Origin of the sequence: Streptomyces sp. NPDC090022 (assembly GCF_044748145.1) — a bacterium.
Taxonomy (GTDB): domain Bacteria; phylum Actinomycetota; class Actinomycetes; order Streptomycetales; family Streptomycetaceae; genus Streptomyces.
This window is the reverse complement of the sequence record NZ_JBIVFN010000004.1, coordinates 118,573-135,923: the sequence shown is the minus strand read 5'-3', so window position 1 is coordinate 135,923 and position 17,351 is coordinate 118,573. Positions and strand designations below refer to the sequence as shown.

At 72.3% G+C, this 17,351-nt stretch carries 14 protein-coding genes and 1 pseudogene; 13 read left to right on the top strand and 2 right to left on the bottom strand.

The genetic code is table 11. From position 1 onward, the window contains the following. From ACIPXB_RS11025 to pgi, 12 genes are all read left to right on the top strand, one after another. On the top strand, window positions 1-891 hold the full coding sequence (locus ACIPXB_RS11025; protein WP_401448247.1) for a hypothetical protein: 891 nt from the start codon (window positions 1-3) through the stop codon (window positions 889-891). Between the two features lie 74 nt (window positions 892-965). After that, window positions 966-2,975: an excinuclease ABC subunit UvrC gene (uvrC, locus tag ACIPXB_RS11020; RefSeq protein ID WP_401447444.1), complete on the top strand. Its 2,010-nt coding sequence runs from the start codon at window positions 966-968 to the stop codon at window positions 2,973-2,975. Continuing rightward, window positions 2,972-3,907: an RNase adapter RapZ gene (gene rapZ / locus ACIPXB_RS11015; protein ID WP_401447442.1), complete on the top strand. Its 936-nt coding sequence runs from the start codon at window positions 2,972-2,974 to the stop codon at window positions 3,905-3,907. The genes uvrC and rapZ overlap by 4 nt, the downstream gene beginning before the upstream one ends. Continuing rightward, window positions 3,904-4,956, top strand: coding sequence for a uridine diphosphate-N-acetylglucosamine-binding protein YvcK (gene yvcK / locus ACIPXB_RS11010; RefSeq protein ID WP_401447439.1), 1,053 nt, complete (start codon window positions 3,904-3,906; stop codon window positions 4,954-4,956). Before rapZ ends, yvcK begins: the two co-directional genes overlap by 4 nt. Then, a complete protein-coding gene (whiA, locus tag ACIPXB_RS11005) occupies window positions 4,947-5,936 on the top strand; it encodes a DNA-binding protein WhiA (protein WP_125639393.1) in 990 nt (329 codons plus the stop codon). The genes yvcK and whiA overlap by 10 nt, the downstream gene beginning before the upstream one ends. A gap of 203 nt (window positions 5,937-6,139) precedes the next feature. Next, complete coding sequence (locus tag ACIPXB_RS11000) at window positions 6,140-9,103, top strand: M14 family zinc carboxypeptidase (RefSeq protein ID WP_401447436.1); 2,964 nt, start codon at window positions 6,140-6,142, stop codon at window positions 9,101-9,103. Between the two features lie 220 nt (window positions 9,104-9,323). Beyond that, the gene (gap, locus tag ACIPXB_RS10995; RefSeq protein WP_401447433.1) at window positions 9,324-10,328 is read left to right on the top strand and encodes a type I glyceraldehyde-3-phosphate dehydrogenase; all 1,005 of its coding nucleotides are present in this window, start codon (window positions 9,324-9,326) and stop codon (window positions 10,326-10,328) included. Window positions 10,329-10,445: 117 nt separating this feature from the next. Next, window positions 10,446-11,657 (top strand): phosphoglycerate kinase, encoded by a 1,212-nt coding sequence (locus ACIPXB_RS10990; protein WP_401447430.1) that lies wholly within the window; start codon window positions 10,446-10,448, stop codon window positions 11,655-11,657. Window positions 11,658-11,663: 6 nt separating this feature from the next. Next, a complete protein-coding gene (tpiA, locus tag ACIPXB_RS10985) occupies window positions 11,664-12,440 on the top strand; it encodes a triose-phosphate isomerase (RefSeq protein ID WP_401447428.1) in 777 nt (258 codons plus the stop codon). 157 nt (window positions 12,441-12,597) lie between these two features. Continuing rightward, the gene (secG, locus tag ACIPXB_RS10980; protein ID WP_401447425.1) at window positions 12,598-12,834 is read left to right on the top strand and encodes a preprotein translocase subunit SecG; all 237 of its coding nucleotides are present in this window, start codon (window positions 12,598-12,600) and stop codon (window positions 12,832-12,834) included. A 65-nt stretch (window positions 12,835-12,899) separates the two neighbouring features. After that, window positions 12,900-13,235, top strand: a complete 336-nt coding sequence (locus tag ACIPXB_RS10975) for an RNA polymerase-binding protein RbpA (protein ID WP_007263454.1) — start codon at window positions 12,900-12,902, stop codon at window positions 13,233-13,235. A gap of 153 nt (window positions 13,236-13,388) precedes the next feature. Next, window positions 13,389-15,041 (top strand): glucose-6-phosphate isomerase, encoded by a 1,653-nt coding sequence (gene pgi, locus ACIPXB_RS10970; protein WP_401448244.1) that lies wholly within the window; start codon window positions 13,389-13,391, stop codon window positions 15,039-15,041. Window positions 15,042-15,103: 62 nt separating this feature from the next. Here the strand turns inward: pgi and ACIPXB_RS10965 are convergent. Beyond that, window positions 15,104-15,820: pseudogene (locus tag ACIPXB_RS10965) on the bottom strand (LysR substrate-binding domain-containing protein); the annotation flags it as partial. 25 nt (window positions 15,821-15,845) lie between these two features. Here ACIPXB_RS10965 and ACIPXB_RS10960 point away from each other — a divergent pair. Then, complete coding sequence (locus ACIPXB_RS10960) at window positions 15,846-16,274, top strand: hypothetical protein (protein ID WP_401447422.1); 429 nt, start codon at window positions 15,846-15,848, stop codon at window positions 16,272-16,274. A gap of 47 nt (window positions 16,275-16,321) precedes the next feature. On the opposite strand, the gene pgl is transcribed toward ACIPXB_RS10960, so the two are convergent. Continuing rightward, complete coding sequence (gene pgl, locus ACIPXB_RS10955; RefSeq protein WP_401447419.1) at window positions 16,322-17,104, bottom strand: 6-phosphogluconolactonase; 783 nt, start codon at window positions 17,102-17,104, stop codon at window positions 16,322-16,324. Window positions 17,105-17,351 lie beyond the last annotated feature (247 nt).

Genomic DNA, 17,351 nt, shown 5'->3' with positions numbered 1-17,351 from the left:
ATGACCGTGCCCCGCCGCGCCACCGCCCTGACCGCGATCCTCGCCGCCGCCACCCTGCTCGGGCTCGCCCCGCAGGCCGGCGCGGCCCCCGTCCCGCAGCCGCGGACCGCCACCGCCGAGACCAGGGAGGCCGCCCGGCAGGCCGCCACCGCGCCCGCCACCCTGGAGACCCTCGCGAAGTTCTTCGCCCGCGAGGGGCAGGTCACGCTCGCCGCCGCGCAGCCCCGGATCGAGGGCGAGCCCCTGCCCGTGCACTACCTCTCCCCGGACTTCGTGGCCGGCCGGGCCGACGCGCCCGTGGCCCGGCTGGAGTTCCTCGCCAGCAGGGCGGTCTCCGCCGACGGCCGGCAGGCCGCCCTGTGGACGGCGCGCACCGGGTCCGGCTGGCAGGTCGTGAACATCGCGAGCGGCGACGACGAGTTCCGCTACGCCGCCCTCGGCGCCGCCGCGCTGCCCGGCGGGACGGTGTTCCGCGAGCCCCAGACCGACGCCTGGTACGTCGCCCGGGAGAACCGGGTCCTGCCGCTCGACGAGGACGCCGTGACGGCCGTCGGCGCCGGGGGCACCACCCTCGACGCCTACCGGGCCCGGGTGACGAAGGCGTACGGCGGCAAGCTGCCGGGCTCGGCGTACGCGAAGTCCGGCGCGGCCGGCGGCTACGCCCCGGCACAGGAGCAGGGGCAGGACCAGGGCCAGGACCCGGGCCAAGGCCAGGCCCAGGACCCGGCGCACGCCCCGGCGCACGTCCCGGCCGCGCAGGCCGCCCCGGGCCCGGAGCGGGCCGGGAACGGCGTCCCCGCGGCCGCCGGAGCAGCGGCCGGTGCGCTCGCCCTCGGGACACTGGGCCTGCTCGCCGTCCGCCGGGCCCGCCGGCCGGACGCCCGGGCCTGACCCCCTCTGCGCCCCGCCCGCCCGGGCGGGGCGCAGAGGTCCGGTTGTCACACCCCGCACGTAGGGTTGGACCCATGGCCGACCCTTCCAGCTACCGCCCCCAGCCGGGTCAGATCCCCGACTCCCCGGGGGTCTACCGGTTCCGCGACGAGCACCGGCGCGTGATCTACGTCGGGAAGGCCAAGAGCCTGCGCCAGCGCCTGGCCAACTACTTCCAGGACGTGGCCGGCCTGCACCCCCGCACCGCCACGATGGTGACCACGGCCGCGTCCGTCGAGTGGACCGTGGTCGCCACCGAGGTCGAGGCGCTCCAGCTCGAGTACTCCTGGATCAAGGAGTACGACCCCCGGTTCAACGTCAAGTACCGGGACGACAAGAGCTACCCCTCGCTGGCCGTGACCCTCAACGAGGAGTACCCGCGCGTCCAGGTCATGCGCGGCCCCAAGAAGAAGGGCGTGCGCTACTTCGGGCCGTACGCCCACGCCTGGGCCATCCGCGAGACCGTCGACCTGATGCTCCGGGTCTTCCCCGTACGCACCTGCTCCGCCGGAGTGTTCAAGCGGTCCGCGCAGATCGGCCGGCCCTGCCTGCTCGGGTACATCGGCAAGTGCGCCGCGCCCTGCGTCGGCCGGATCAGCCCCGAGGACCACCGGGAACTGGCCGAGGACTTCTGCGACTTCATGGCGGGCCGCACCGGCACCCACCTCTCCCGCCTCGAACAGCGGATGCACGAGGCCGCCGAGGAGATGGAGTACGAGAAGGCGGCCCGGCTGCGCGACGACATCGGCGCGCTGCGCCGCGCCATGGAGAAGAACGCCGTCGTGCTGGCCGACGCCACCGACGCCGACCTGATCGCCGTCGCCGAGGACGAGCTGGAGGCCGCCGTCCAGATCTTCCACGTACGCGGCGGCCGGGTCCGCGGCCAGCGCGGCTGGGTCACGGACAAGGTCGAGGCCGTCGACACCGCCGGCCTGGTCGAGCACGCCCTGCAGCAGCTGTACGGGGAGGAGAGCGGCGAGAGCGTCCCCAAGGAGGTGCTGGTCCCGGCGCTCCCCGAGGACACCCCGGCGCTCGCCCAGTGGCTCGCCGAGCGGCGCGGCTCACAGATCAGCCTGCGCATCCCGCAGCGCGGGGACAAGAAGGCGCTCATGGAGACCGTCCACCGCAACGCGCAGCAGTCCCTGGCCCTGCACAAGACCAAGCGCGCCAGCGATCTCACGACCCGCTCCCGCGCCCTGGAGGAGATCGCCGAGGCCCTGGAGCTGGACAGCGCGCCGCTGCGCATCGAGTGCTTCGACATCTCCCACCTCCAGGGCGACGACGTCGTGGCCTCCATGGTCGTCTTCGAGGACGGCCTCGCCCGCAAGAGCGAGTACCGGCGCTTCCAGATCAAGTCCTTCGCCGGCCAGGACGACGTCCGCTCCATGCACGAGGTCGTCTCGCGGCGCTTCCGGCGCTATCTGCGCGAGAAGCTCAAGACCGGCGAGTGGGTCCCCGAGGACGGCGACGACGCCCCCGCCGAGGACGACGGCCGCCCCAAGCGCTTCGCCTACCCTCCCCAGCTGGTCGTGGTCGACGGCGGCCGCCCGCAGGTCGCGGCCGCCCAGCGGGCCCTGGAGGAGCTCGGCATCGACGACGTGGCCGTGTGCGGCCTCGCCAAGCGGCTGGAGGAGGTCTGGCTGCCCGGCGAGGACGACCCCGTCGTGCTGCCGCGCACCAGCGAGGGCCTCTACCTGCTGCAACGGGTCCGTGACGAAGCGCACCGGTTCGCCATCCAGTACCAGCGCGCCAAGCGGGGCAAACGCCTCACATCGGGCCCGCTGGACGACGTACCGGGCCTGGGGGAGAGCCGCCGGCAGGCCCTGGTGAAGCACTTCGGTTCGGTGAAGAAGCTGAGACAGGCGACAATCGACCAGATCTGCGAGGTCCCAGGCATAGGACGCAAGACCGCGGAGACCGTGGCCGCGGCCCTCGCCCGGGCCGTCCCCGCGGCTCCTGCCGTGAACACGGCCACAGGAGAGATCATGGAGGACGAGCCCCCCGCATCCGCGGGAGCGACGTCCGAACGGGGGACCGAGCAATGACCGAGTACGACCGAGACGGAGCACAGGTGAGTACGGGCACGACAGTGGAGCCCGGCGAGGCCGCCGAGGCGGCCATCCCCGAGCTGGTGATCATCTCCGGCATGTCCGGAGCCGGCCGCAGCACGGCGGCCAAGTGCCTGGAGGACCTCGGCTGGTTCGTCGTCGACAACCTGCCGCCCGCGCTGATCCCCACCATGGTGGAGCTCGGCGCCCGGTCCCAGGGCAACGTGGCGCGCATCGCCGTCGTCGTCGACGTCCGCGGCCGGCAGTTCTTCGACGCCCTGCGCGAGTCCCTCGCCGACCTCGACACGCGCGGCGTCACCCGGCGCATCGTGTTCCTGGAGTCCTCCGACGACGCGCTCGTGCGCCGCTTCGAGTCGGTCCGCCGCCCGCACCCGCTCCAGGGCGACGGCCGGATCACCGACGGCATCGCCGCCGAGCGCGACCTGCTGCGCGAGCTGCGCGGCGACGCCGACCTGGTCATCGACACCTCCAGCCTGAACGTGCACGAGCTGCGCGCGAAGATGGACGCCCAGTTCGCCGGCGACGAGGAGCCCGAGCTGCGGGCCACCGTGATGTCCTTCGGCTACAAGTACGGCCTGCCCGTCGACGCCGACCTCGTCGTGGACTGCCGCTTCATCCCGAACCCGCACTGGGTGCCGGAGCTGCGCCCCTTCACCGGGCTCAACGAAGAGGTCTCGGCGTACGTCTTCGGCCAGCCCGGCTCCAAGGAGTTCCTGGACCGTTACACCGAGCTGCTCCAGCTGATCGCCGCCGGCTACCGGCGCGAGGGCAAGCGGTACGTGACGATCGCGGTCGGCTGCACCGGCGGCAAGCACCGCAGCGTGGCCATGTCCGAGAAGCTCGCCGCCCGCCTCGCCTCCGAGGGAGTCGAGACCGTCGTCGTCCACCGGGACATGGGGCGCGAGTGACCGGACGGAGCCTGCGGCTGCGCCGCCTGCGCCGGGTGACCGCGGGGCGTGCCGAGGACCACGGCCGCTCCGTCCGCCGGCGGGGTGCGCAGCCCAAGGTGGTCGCGCTGGGCGGCGGGCGGGGCCTGTCGGCCTCGCTGGCCGCCCTGCGGCGCATCACCGGTGACCTCACCGCCGTGGTCACCGTCGCCGACGACGGCGGCTCCAGCGGACGGCTGCGCGAGGAGCTGGGCGTCCTGCCGCCCGGCGACCTGCGCAAGGCGCTGGCCGCGCTGTGCGGCGACGACGACTGGGGCCAGACCTGGGCCCGGGTCATCCAGCACCGCTTCTCCTCCCGCGGCGACCTGCACGAGCACGCGGTCGGCAACCTGCTGATCGTCGCCCTGTGGGAGCAGCTCGGCGACCATGTCCAGGCCCTGGACCTGGTGGGCAAGCTGCTCGGTGCGCAGGGCCGGGTGCTGCCGATGTCGGCGGTCCCGCTGGAGCTCCAGGCGCTGGTACGGGGCCACGACCCGGCCCGTCCGGACGACGTGGACACCGTACGGGGCCAGGCCACCGTGGCCCTGACCCCGGGCGAGGTGCAGTCCGTGCACCTGGTGCCGAACGACCCGCCGGCCGTGCCGGAGGCCGTCGAGGCCGTCCTGGACGCGGACTGGGTCGTGCTCGGCCCCGGCTCCTGGTTCTCGTCGGTGATCCCGCACCTGCTGGTGCCCGAGTTGCTCGACGCGCTCACCGCGACCAAGGCCCGCCGGGTCCTCTCGCTGAACCTCGCGCCGCAGCCGGGTGAAACAGAGGGCTTCTCTCCGCAGCGTCATTTGGAGGTTTTGGCCCGACACGCCCCTAAACTCGCCCTGGACGTGGTGCTGGCCGACCAGGCCGCCGTGCCCGACCGCGAGTCCCTCGCCGATGCCGCCCAGCGCTTCGGTGCCGCGGTCGAGCTGGCGCCGGTGGCCAGGGAAGCAGGTTCTCCGAAACACGACCCGGAGCTGCTGGCCGCCGCGTACGACCGTATTTTTCGGATGCATGGAAGGATCGGCCCATGGCGATGACGCCAGCGGTGAAGGATGAGATCTCCCGGCTCCCCGTCACCCGGACCTGCTGCCGGAAGGCCGAGGTCTCGGCCATTCTTCGGTTCGCCGGTGGGCTGCACCTGGTGAGCGGCAGGATCGTCATCGAGGCGGAGCTCGACACCGGGATCGCGGCGCGCCGGCTGCGCAAGGACATCCTGGAGATCTTCGGTCACTCCTCGGACCTGGTCGTGATGGCTCCGGGCGGCCTGCGCCGCGGCAGCCGGTACGTCGTCCGTGTCGTCGCCGGCGGCGACCAGCTCGCCCGCCAGACGGGCCTGGTGGACGGCCGCGGCCGGCCGATCCGCGGGCTGCCGCCGCAGGTGGTCTCCGGCGCCACCTGCGACGCCGAGGCGGCCTGGCGCGGCGCCTTCCTGGCCCACGGTTCGCTGACCGAGCCCGGCCGGTCCTCCTCGCTGGAGGTCACCTGCCCGGGTCCGGAGGCCGCCCTGGCCCTGGTGGGCGCCGCCCGCCGGCTGTCGATCGCCGCCAAGGCCCGCGAGGTCCGCGGCGTCGACCGGGTCGTCGTACGCGACGGCGACGCGATCGGCGCGCTGCTGACCCGGCTCGGTGCCCACGAGTCGGTGCTGGCGTGGGAGGAGCGGCGGATGCGGCGCGAGGTGCGCGCCACCGCCAACCGCCTGGCCAACTTCGACGACGCCAACCTGCGCCGCTCGGCCCGGGCCGCGGTCGCCGCCGGCGCCCGCGTGCAGCGCGCGCTGGAGATCCTCGGCGAGGAGGTCCCCGAGCACCTCGCCGCGGCCGGCCGGCTGCGCATGGAGCACAAGCAGGCCTCCCTGGAGGAGCTCGGCGCCCTGGCCGACCCGCCGCTGACCAAGGACGCGGTCGCCGGCCGGATCCGCCGCCTGCTGGCGATGGCCGACAAGCGCGCGCAGGACCTCGGCATCCCGGGCACGGAGTCGAACCTCACCGAGGAGATGGCCGACAACCTGGCCGGGTAGTACCCGCGGGCGCTGCCGGATGCTGCCGGACCCGGCCCGACGGCCCGCCGCGGTCCGTACTCCGTACGCCGAAGGGCCCGCACGTGTCACGCGTGCGGGTCCTTCCACGTACCGGCGCGGCACGCCCCATTGACATGGCCATGTGGCGATCGTGAGCCTGTGCGTCGAACCGCTTTCGTGGCAGACGACGCCCAGGGGGGCACATGAGGCACCGCGCGAGATCGATCCTCGCCGCCAGCGCACTCGCATTAGGTTCACTCGCCGCCGTACCGGCGGCCCACGCCCGGCCCGCCGCCGAGGCGGGACCCGCCGCCGACGAGGTCCGGGTCTACGACGCCGACATCACCCAGGACCAGGTCCCGCTCGTCCTCGCCGCCGGCCAGGACGCCCACGAGCTCGGCGAACGGGCCCCGGAGCACGGCACCGCCCGCGTCGAGCTCTTCCTCACCGCCGCCCAGGCCAAGGACCTCGGCGCCCAGGGCATCCGGCTCGCCGAGCGCACGGTACCCGGCCGGGACGCGGCCCGCGGCAAGGCGGAAGGCGACGGCGTCTTCCGCCCCTACAGCGGCAGCGGCGGCCTGCGGGAGGAGATCGTCAGGACCGGGGAGGCCAACCCGGGCATCGCCAAGGTCGTCTCCATCGGCAAGACCGTCCAGGGCAAGGACATCCTCGCCCTGAAGCTCACCAGGAACGCCCGCCAGAGCCGCGACGGCTCCAAGCCGTCCGTGCTCTACATGTCCAACCAGCACGCCCGTGAGTGGATCACCCCCGAGATGACCCGGCGGCTGATGCACCACTACGTCGACAACTACGGCAAGGACGCCCGCATCACCCGGCTCGTGGACTCCACCGAGCTGTGGTTCCTGATCTCCGCCAACCCCGACGGGTACGACTACTCGCACGCCCCCGACGGCCAGCGGCTGTGGCGCAAGAACCTCCGCGACAACAACGCCGACGGCAGGATCACCCCGGGCGACGGGGTCGACCTCAACCGCAACTTCGCCTACAAGTGGGGCTACGACAACGAGGGTTCCTCGCCGAACCCGGCGAGCGAGACCTACCGGGGCACCGGCCCGAACTCCGAGCCCGAGACCGTCGCCCTCCACGCCTTCCAGAAGCGGATCGGCTTCGAGTACGGCATCAACTACCACTCCGCCGCCGAGCTGCTGCTCTACGGCGTGGGCTGGCAGGTGGCCACCCCGACCCCCGACGACGTGCTCTACAAGGCGCTCGCCGGCACCCCGGAGAACCCGGCGATCCCCGGCTACTACCCGCAGCTCTCCTCCGAGCTCTACACCACCAACGGCGAGGCGGACGGACACGCGGCCAACGTCAACGGCATGATGATGTTCACGCCGGAGATGACGACCTGCCAGACCGCCTCGCAGATCGACCCCGACGACCGCTGGAAGCCCGAGGACTGCGCCTCCGGCTTCAACTTCCCCGACGACGAGAAGCTCATCCAGGCGGAGTTCGCCAAGAACATCCCCTTCGCGCTCTCCGTCGCCGAGACCGCCGCCCACCCGGACCGGCCGTCCTCGGCCGTGGGCATGACCGCCGCCGACTTCACCGTCGACGCCTTCGCCACCTCCTACGCGGCCCGCGGCCAGGACCAGCAGGTCGCCGTCACCGCCCGCAAGTCGCTGCGCGACAAGGAGCTCAACTACCGGATCAACGGCGGCCGTACGCACGACGAGGACCTCAGGGCCTGGAAGGGCGGCGAGATCTACGGCGGCGACGACAACCTCCACTTCGACGAGTACCGCGCGAAGGTGGAGGGTGCCCGTCCGGGCGACAAGGTCGAGGTCTGGTTCACCGGCCGCGACCGCGACGGCAAGCGGGTCAGCAGCGAGCACTTCACGTACACCGCCGCCGAGCGGCCGCGGGCCGACGTGCTGGTGGTCGCCGAGGAGGGCGCCCCGGCCCAGCACGCCCAGGCGTACGTGGACGCGCTGCGCGCCAACGGCCGGTCGGCGGCCGTCTGGGACGTCGCCGCCCAGGGCGTGCCGCACCACCTCGGCGTGCTGTCCCACTTCGGCACGGCCGTCCACTACACGGGAGCCCAGGCCCCGGGCGGGGACACCCAGCTCGCCGTGCGCGACTACCTCAACGAGGGCGGCAAGCTGATCGAGGCCGGTGAGCTGGCCGGCGGCCGCGCCCAGGTCGGGCGGGCCGCCACGGACGACTTCAGCCAGTACTACCTCGGTGCCTTCGGCCGTACGACCGTCCGCGGCGCGACCGGCTTCACCGGGGCCGGTGCCCTGGGCGGCGCCAAGGGGGCCCTGGGCGACGCCGCGGGCAACCCGCTCAACGCCCCCGGCTCCTACACCGTCACCTCCGACACCCTGCCGGCCGACCAGTTCCCGCAGTTCAGGAGCGCGCAGACGGGCGGGTACGCCGGGGTCGTGAACCCGTACGCCCCCCGCTCCGGCGCCTGGATGGCCTCGGCCACCCACGCCGACGGCGACTGGCGGCGCCTGGTGCGCACGGTCGACCTGACCGGCGTCACCGCGGCCGACAAGCCGCAGCTGAAGCTGGCGCTCAACTGGAACACCGAAGGCGGCTACGACCACGCCCTGCTGGAGGCCCACCCCGTCACCGGCGGCGACACCGAGGCCTGGACGACCCTGCCCGAGGCCACCGGTCTGACCGGCACGGCGGTGCCCGAGGAGTGCGAGGCCGGGTACTTCGTCAACGGCCACCCGTTCCTGCGCCACTACCTGACCGTGGAGGCGGGCGCCTGCAAGGCCAGCGGTACGAGCGGCACCTGGAACAGCTTCACCGGTTCCTCGGGCGGCTGGAAGGACGCGGTCTTCGACCTCGGCGCCTACGCGGGCCAGAAGGTCGAGCTGTCCCTCTCGTACGTCACCGACCCCGGTTCGGGCGGCCGCGGTGTCTTCGCGGACGAGGCGAAGCTGATCGTCGGCGGCGCCGAGAAGGAGTCCGAGGGCTTCGAGACCTCGCTCGGGAGCTGGGCGGCGCAGGGCGCGCCGGCCGGAAGCCCCGTCGTCGAGGGCGAGTGGTCCCGTACCGGCGAGCTGTTCCAGTCCTTCTCCTCGGTCACCACGCGTGACACGGTGCTCCTCGGTTTCGGCCTGGAGCACCTGCGGGCGGCCGAGGACCGCGCCGTACTCGTCGGTAAGGCCCTGCGAGCCCTGCGCCGCTGACCCGGAGCTGACTCTGAGTGATGAGGGCTTTGGTCCCGGACGGCCTGTACCCGCCCCATGGGTACGGGCCGTCGCGGGTATCCACGGGGAGACCTGGGGAGTGTCAAGGCTGTCTCGATGTCACTCCACGCCTCACAGAGAGGTAGGGTCGTAAGCGGTCGGGGACATCCCATACAGATCGCCGGCGTCCAAACCGGCGCACCAACGAGGAGATCGGTTCGTGACGATCCGCGTAGGCATCAACGGTTTTGGCCGAATTGGCCGCAACTACTTCCGTGCTCTTCTGGAGCAGGGGGCGGACATCGAGATCGTCGGTGTCAACGACCTGACTGACAACGCCACCCTCGTGCACCTCCTGAAGTACGACACCATCCTCGGGCGCCTCAAGCACGAGGTGAGCCACACCGACGACACGATCACCGTCGGCGGCAACACCTTCAAGACCTTCGCCGAGCGCGACCCCGCGAACCTGCCCTGGGGCGAGCTGGGCGCCGACATCGTGATCGAGTCCACCGGCATCTTCACGAAGAAGGCCGACGCCGCCAAGCACCTCGCCGCGGGCGCGAAGAAGGTCCTCATCTCGGCCCCGGCCAAGGACGAGGACATCACCATCGTGATGGGCGTCAACCAGGACAAGTACGACGCGGCCAGCCACGACGTCATCTCCAACGCCTCCTGCACCACCAACTGCGTGGCGCCGATGGCCAAGGTCCTCGACGAGAACTTCGGCATCGTCAAGGGCATGATGACGACGGTCCACGCGTACACGAACGACCAGCGCATCCTGGACTTCCCGCACTCGGACCTGCGCCGCGCCCGCGCCGCCGCCGAGAACATCATCCCGACCTCCACCGGTGCCGCGAAGGCCACCGCGCTGGTGCTGCCGCAGCTCAAGGGCAAGCTGGACGGCATCGCCATGCGCGTCCCGGTCCCCACCGGCTCGGTCACCGACCTCGTCCTGGAGCTCGACCGCGAGGTCACCAAGGACGAGATCAACGCGGCCTTCCAGAAGGCCTCCGAGGGCCAGCTCAAGGGCATCCTCGACTACACCGAGGACGCGATCGTCTCCTCCGACATCGTGAACTGGCCGGCCTCCTGCACCTTCGACTCCTCCCTGACCATGGTTCAGGGCAAGCAGGTCAAGGTCGTCGGCTGGTACGACAACGAGTGGGGCTACTCCAACCGTCTCGTCGACCTCACTGTCTTCGTCGGCGGCCGGCTCTAGGACCTAGGGCGGGCACCACGATGTGAAGCACAGGGCTCGGGCAGCGCGATGAAGCGCCGTACGGGCCCTGTTGCTTGCCTCAGCACGGCTTCACTGCTTCAAGGAGTCACACACATAATGAAGACGATCGACGAACTTCTCGCCGAGGGCGTCGCCGGCAAGCGGGTCTTCGTCCGCGCCGACCTGAACGTGCCGCTCGACGGCACCAAGATCACCGACGACGGCCGGATCCGCGCCGTCCTGCCGACCATCGCCGGGCTCGCCGAGGCCGGCGCCCGCGTGATCGTCGCCTCGCACCTGGGCCGCCCCAAGGGTGCGCCCGACCCGGCCTTCTCGCTGGCCCCTGCCGCCGCGCGGCTCGGTGAACTGCTGGGCCAGGACGTCGCGTTCGCCACCGACACCGTCGGCGAGTCGGCCGCGTCGGTCGTCGCCGGCCTCGCCGACGGCCAGGTCGCCGTCCTCGAGAACCTGCGCTTCAACGCCGGTGAGACCGCCAAGGACGACGCCGAGCGCGGCGCCTTCGCGGACCGCCTCGCCGAGCTCGCCGACCTCTACGTCGGCGACGGCTTCGGCGCCGTGCACCGCAAGCACGCCTCGGTCTTCGACCTGCCCGCCCGCCTCCCGCACGCGGCCGGCCACCTGATCGCCACCGAGGTCGGCGTCCTGAGGAAGCTCACCGACGACGTCAAGCGCCCGTACGTGGTCGTCCTCGGCGGCGCCAAGGTCTCCGACAAGCTCGCCGTGATCGACGAGCTGCTCGGCAAGGCCGACCGCCTGCTCATCGGCGGCGGCATGGCGTACACCTTCCTCAAGGCCCAGGGCCACGAGGTCGGCATCTCCCTCCTCCAGGAGGACCAGATCCCGACGGTCCTGGAGTACATGGAGCGCGCCGAGAAGAGCGGTGTCGAGCTGGTCCTGCCGGTCGACATCCTGGCCGCGGCGGACTTCCCCGACCTCAAGGGCAAGACCCCGGCCGACTTCACCACCGTCGACGCGGACGCGATCCCCGCCGACAAGGAGGGCCTCGACATCGGCCCGAAGACCCGTGAGCTGTACGCCTCGAAGATCGCCGACGCCGAGACCGTCTTCTGGAACGGTCCGGTGGGCGTCTTCGAGCACCCCGACTACGCCGGCGGCACCCGCGCGATCGCGCAGGCCCTCCTCGACAGCGACGCGTTCACCGTGGTCGGCGGTGGCGACTCCGCCGCGGCCGTGCGTACGCTCGGCTTCGACGAGAACGCTTTCGGCCACATCTCGACCGGCGGCGGCGCCAGCCTCGAATACCTCGAGGGCAAGACGCTGCCCGGCCTCGCCGCACTGGAGGACTGAACCACCGTGACTGACCGTACCCCGCTGATGGCGGGCAACTGGAAGATGAACCTCAACCACCTCGAGGCCATCGCCCACACCCAGAAGCTCGCCTTCGCGCTGGCCGACAAGGACTACGAGGCCGTGGAAGTCGCGGTCCTGCCGCCCTTCACCGACCTGCGCTCGGTCCAGACCCTCGTCGAGGGCGACAAGCTGAAGATCAAGTTCGGCGCCCAGGACATCTCGGCGCACGAGTCCGGTGCCTACACCGGCGAGATCTCCGGCGCGATGCTCGCGAAGCTGAAGTGCACGTACGTGGCCGTCGGCCACAGCGAGCGCCGCCAGTACCACGGCGAGACCGACGAGCAGTGCAACGCCAAGGTCAAGGCCGCCTACGCCCACGGGCTCACCCCGATCCTGTGCGTCGGCGAGGGCCTGGACGTCCGCAAGGCCGGCAACCAGGTCGCGTACACGCTGGAGCAGGTCGACGGCGGCCTCAAGGACGTCCCGGCCGAGCAGGTCGAGTCCATCGTGATCGCGTACGAGCCGGTCTGGGCGATCGGCACCGGCGAGGTCGCCACCCCCGAGGACGCCCAGGAGGTCTGCGGGGCGATCCGCCGCCGGCTGGCCGAGCTGTACTCCCCGGAGCTGGCCGAGAAGGTCCGCATCCAGTACGGCGGCTCGGTGAAGTCCGGCAACATCGCCGCGATCATGGCCCAGCCCGACGTGGACGGCGCCCTCGTGGGCGGCGCCGCGCTCGACGCCGACGAGTTCGTCAAGATCGTCCGCTTCCGCGACCAGTGAGCGTGAGCATGCGCCCGGCGCAGGCATGCGCCGGGCGTGAGGATGCGCCGGGCGTGAGTATGCGCTAGGGCGGATCCGTCGTACCCTTGCGGGGGCCAGCGGGCTGAATCAGCAGCCACTGGCCCCCGCATCAATTCCAAGGAAGTAGGGTCCAGCCGTGATTCTGGGGTTCTCGATCGCCCTGATCGTTTTCAGCCTGCTGCTGATGCTGCTGGTGCTGATGCACAAGGGCAAGGGCGGCGGCCTCTCCGACATGTTCGGTGGCGGCATGCAGTCCTCCGTCGGTGGCTCCTCGGTCGCCGAGCGCAACCTCGACCGCATCACGGTCGTGATCGGTCTGTTCTGGTTCGCCTGCATCGTCGTCCTCGGCCTGCTGATGAAGGCCAACAGCTGACCCCAACTCGGGTACAGCGCGGTACACTCACGCTTCGCGGCACCATCACGCAGGGAGTTACGACCGTGGCAAGTGGCAACGCGATCCGTGGAAGCCGGGTCGGAGCGGGGCCGATGGGCGAGGCCGAGCGCGGCGAGTCCGCGCCCCGTCTGCGCATCTCCTTCTGGTGCTCCAACGGGCACGAGACCCAGCCCAGCTTCGCCAGCGACGCGCAGGTGCCGGACACCTGGGACTGCCCGCGCTGCGGGTTCCCGGCCGGCCAGGACCGGGACAACCCCCCGGCGCCGCCGCGCACCGAGCCGTACAAGACGCACCTCGCGTACGTCCGTGAGCGGCGCACCGACGCCGACGGCGAGGCGATCCTCGCCGAGGCGCTCGCCAAGCTCCGGGGCGAGATCTAGCCACGCTGTCGCACGAGCGGACCAAGGGCCCGGCCCGTGGGAGACCATCTCCCGCGGGCCGGGCCTCTTTGTGTGCGATGACGGGCACCGGATCCCTTAGGTTTGGTCCTTGGCGGGGCACGACAGGACGGAAGAAGTGGGTTGATGTCCGAGATGAACGCAGAAAGCCGTGTGAAGCTCAACCGGACGCCCGAGTGGCTGGCACTCGGCAAGCACCGCGAAGAGCTCGGCCGGACCCATCTGCGGGAGCTGTTCGCGGCGGACCCGGACCGCGGCGCCGGCTACACCCTGCGGGTCGGGGACCTGCACGTCGACTACTCCAAGCACCTCGTCACGGACGAGACGCTGGCGCTGCTGCGCGAGCTCGCGGCGGCCACGGGCGTGGCGGAACTGCGCGACGCGATGTTCCGCGGCGACAAGATCAACACCACCGAGGACCGGGCGGTCCTGCACACCGCGCTGCGCGCCGCCCCCGAGACGGTGGTGGAGGTGGACGGCGAGAACGTCGTCCCGGGCGTGCACGCCGTCCTGGACCGGATGGCCGCCTTCTCCGACCGCGTCCGGTCGGGGGAGTGGAAGGGCTTCACCGGCAAGCGCATCCGCAACGTCGTCAACATCGGCATCGGCGGCTCCGACCTCGGGCCGGCGATGGCGTACGACGCGCTGCGCGCGTTCACCGACCGGGATCTGACGGTGCGTTTCGTCTCCAACGTGGACGGCGCCGACCTGCACGAGGCCGTGCGCGACCTGGACCCGGCCGAGACGCTCTTCATCATCGCGTCGAAGACCTTCACCACCATCGAGACCATCACCAACGCGACGTCGGCGCGCACCTGGCTGCTGGCGGGCCTGGGCGGCGACGAGGCCGCCGTCGCCCGGCACTTCGTGGCCCTGTCGACGAACGCGGAGAAGGTCACCGGGTTCGGCATCGACACGGACAACATGTTCGGGTTCTGGGACTGGGTCGGCGGCCGCTACTCCTTCGACTCGGCGATCGGGCTGTCGCTGATGATCGCGATCGGCCCGGACGCGTTCCGGGAGATGCTGGCCGGCTTCCGGCTCGTGGACGAGCACTTCCGTACGGCGCCGCCGCAGGAGAACGTGCCGCTGCTGATGGGCCTGTTGGGCATCTGGTACGGCGCGTTCTTCGACGCGCAGTCGCACGCCGTGCTGCCCTACAGCCACTACCTCTCGCGGTTCACCGCGTACTTGCAGCAGCTGGACATGGAGTCCAACGGCAAGTCGGTGGACCGGGACGGCAACCCGGTGGAGTGGCAGACCGGCCCCGTGGTGTGGGGCACGCCCGGCACCAACGGCCAGCACGCCTACTACCAGCTGATCCACCAGGGCACGAAGGTGATCCCGGCGGACTTCATCGGCTTCGCCCGCCCGGTCACGGAGCTCTCGCCCGTCCTCGCCGCCCAGCACGACCTGCTGATGGCGAACTTCTTCGCGCAGACGCAGGCGCTGGCCTTCGGCAAGACGCCGCAGGAGGTCCGGGCGGAGGGCGTCGCCGAGGAACTGGTCCCGCACAAGACCTTCCGCGGCAACCACCCGACCACCACGATCCTGGCGCCGGAGCTGAGCCCGTCCGTGCTGGGCCAGCTGATCGCGCTGTACGAGCACAAGGTGTTCGTGCAGGGCGCGGTGTGGAACATCGACTCCTTCGACCAGTGGGGCGTCGAGCTCGGCAAGGTCCTGGCGAAGCGGGTGGAGCCGGCCCTGACCGAGGGCGCGGACGTCGAGGGGCTGGACGCGTCGACGAAGGCGCTGGTGGCGAAGTACCGCGAGCTGCGCGGCCGCTGACGGGTCACCTGGTGCGGTGAGCCTTTCCGGTCGCGGGGCTGGACGAGGGCCACGGACTGGAGGGTGTCCAGGAAGGCCGTGGTGAGCGGGCCCGGGTGGGACCGGGTGTGCGCCGCGAGGGTACGCCGGACCGGCGGGTCGGGGCGCAGCACCCGGCCCGCGAACCCGTGCGGCAGCAGGTCGGCCGGTACCAGGGCGGGGCCCGGACCGGCGGCGGCCAGCAGGGGCGCGGCGGCCGTCTGCTCGGTGTGCGCGGCCGTACGGGGCTGGAACCCGGCCTCGGCGCAGGCCGCGTCCAGCAGTTCGGCGAGGCCGTGGCCCGGCGCGTAGTGCACCCAGTCGCGCCCGGCTCGTCGTCGGCCGGGAGCACGACCACGAACTCCTCCGTGCCGAGCTCCCTGACCGGGCCTCCCAGTCGGCCGGCAGCGGGCCGGCCGCGAGGCCCGCGCGGCCGGCCGGCATCGCCGCCTGCAGCGCGCGGGTGTGCGGGAACTCCAGCAGCCGGACCCGGACCCGCGGATGGCGGGCGTGCCAGGCGTGCAGGACCGGCGGCAGCACGCCCAGCGCGAGCGAGTGGACGCTGGCGATCCGGATCTCGCCGCCCTCCAGGCCGGCTGCCTGCCGGGCGGGGAGCCCCGGGCCCGTTCGGCGTCGGCGAGCGCGGCGCGGGCGTGCGGCAGCATCGCCCGGCCCATCGGGGTGAGCCGCACCGAGCGCGCCAGCCGCTCCAGCAGCGGGCCGCCGACATCCCGCTCCAGCGCTCTGACCTGGTTGGACAAGGTGGGCCCAGATGGGGATCACCGGATGAGCACGCCCGGCCTGCCGCTCGCCGGGACGCCGGTGGCCGAGGACTTCGACGGCTGGTCCCCGGAGCTGCGGGCGGAGTTCGCCGCCCACGAGTTCAACGGGCACGTCGGCGGACGGCTGCTGGGCGAGAGCGACCGGGCCAGGGTGTGGGAGATCCGCCTCGCCCCCGGCGAGCGGCTGCCGGCCCACCGGCACGTCCTGGACTACGTCTGGACGGCCGTGACGGCGGGCCGCAGTCGCCAGCACACGGACGACGGCACGACGTGTGAGGTCTCCTACGAGGCCGGCGAGACCCGGCACTTCGCCTTCGGGCCGGGCGGCTTCCTGCTGCACGCCCTGGAGAACACGGGCGACGGCCCGCTGGTGTTCGTGACGGTGGAGTTCAAGGGCAGCGCGAACGAGCCGCTCCCGCTCGCGCTGCCGTAGGCCCCCTGGACAGGACCCTGGCCGTCGCTCGTCGCCGAGGGCCGGGGCTAGGAGAGCGCCGGCGGGTACATTCCGGCCGGGAGCTTCGCGGCGGCCGTGCGGTCGAGCAGCCACAGGGTGCGGGTACGGCCGTACGCGGCGGCGGCCGGTGCCTGCACCTCGCCCGCGCCGCCGAGGGCGAGGAGGACCGCGCCGGCCTTGTCCTCGCCGGCCGCCAGCAGCCACACCTCGCGGGCCGCGCGGATGGCGGGCAGGGTCAGCGAGATCCGGGTGGGCGGCGGCTTGGGCGCGCCGTGCACGCCGACCACGGTGCGCTCGGTCTCCCGGGCCGCCGGGTGCTCGGGGAAGAGGCTCGCCACGTGGGTGTCCGGGCCGACGCCGAGCATCAGCACGTCGAAGCTGGGCACGGAGCCGTGGTCCTCGGGGGTCGCGGCCCTGCGCAGCTCCTCGGCGTAGGCGGCGGCCGCCGCGTCCACGTCCGGGCCGTACGGGCCGTCGGAGGCGGGCATGACGTGCACGCGGGCCGGGTCGAGGGGGACGGCGTCCAGCAGGGCCTCGCGCGCCTGCGTGTGGTTGCGCTCGGGGTCGTCGGCGGGGACGTACCGTTCGTCGCCCCACCAGAGGTCGAGCCGGCTCCAGTCGACGGCGTCGCGGGCGGGCGCGGCGGCGAGGGCCGTGAGCAGGCCGTTGCCGTTGCGGCCGCCGGTGAGCACGACGGACGCGGAGCCGCGGGCCGCCTGGGCGTCGACGATCTTGGTGATGAGCCGGGCCGCGGTGGCCTGCGCCATCAGTTCCTTGTCCCGGTGGACGACGACCTGAGGAGTCGTCATACCCATGGTGGTGCCGCCTTCTGGTTGTCGGGTGGGATTGCTGCGGATCGCGGTCGCGGGTCCGGGTCCGGGTCCGGGTCCGGGTCCGGGTCCGGGTCCGGGTCCGGGTCCGGGTCCGGGTCCGGGTCCGGGTCCGGGTCCGGGTCCGGGTCCGCTGCGCGGAGCTTGTTCCCCACCCCGCGCCTTCCCGAAACCGGGGCTCCGCCCCGGACTCCCGCGCCTCAATCGACGGCGGGGCTCAAAGATC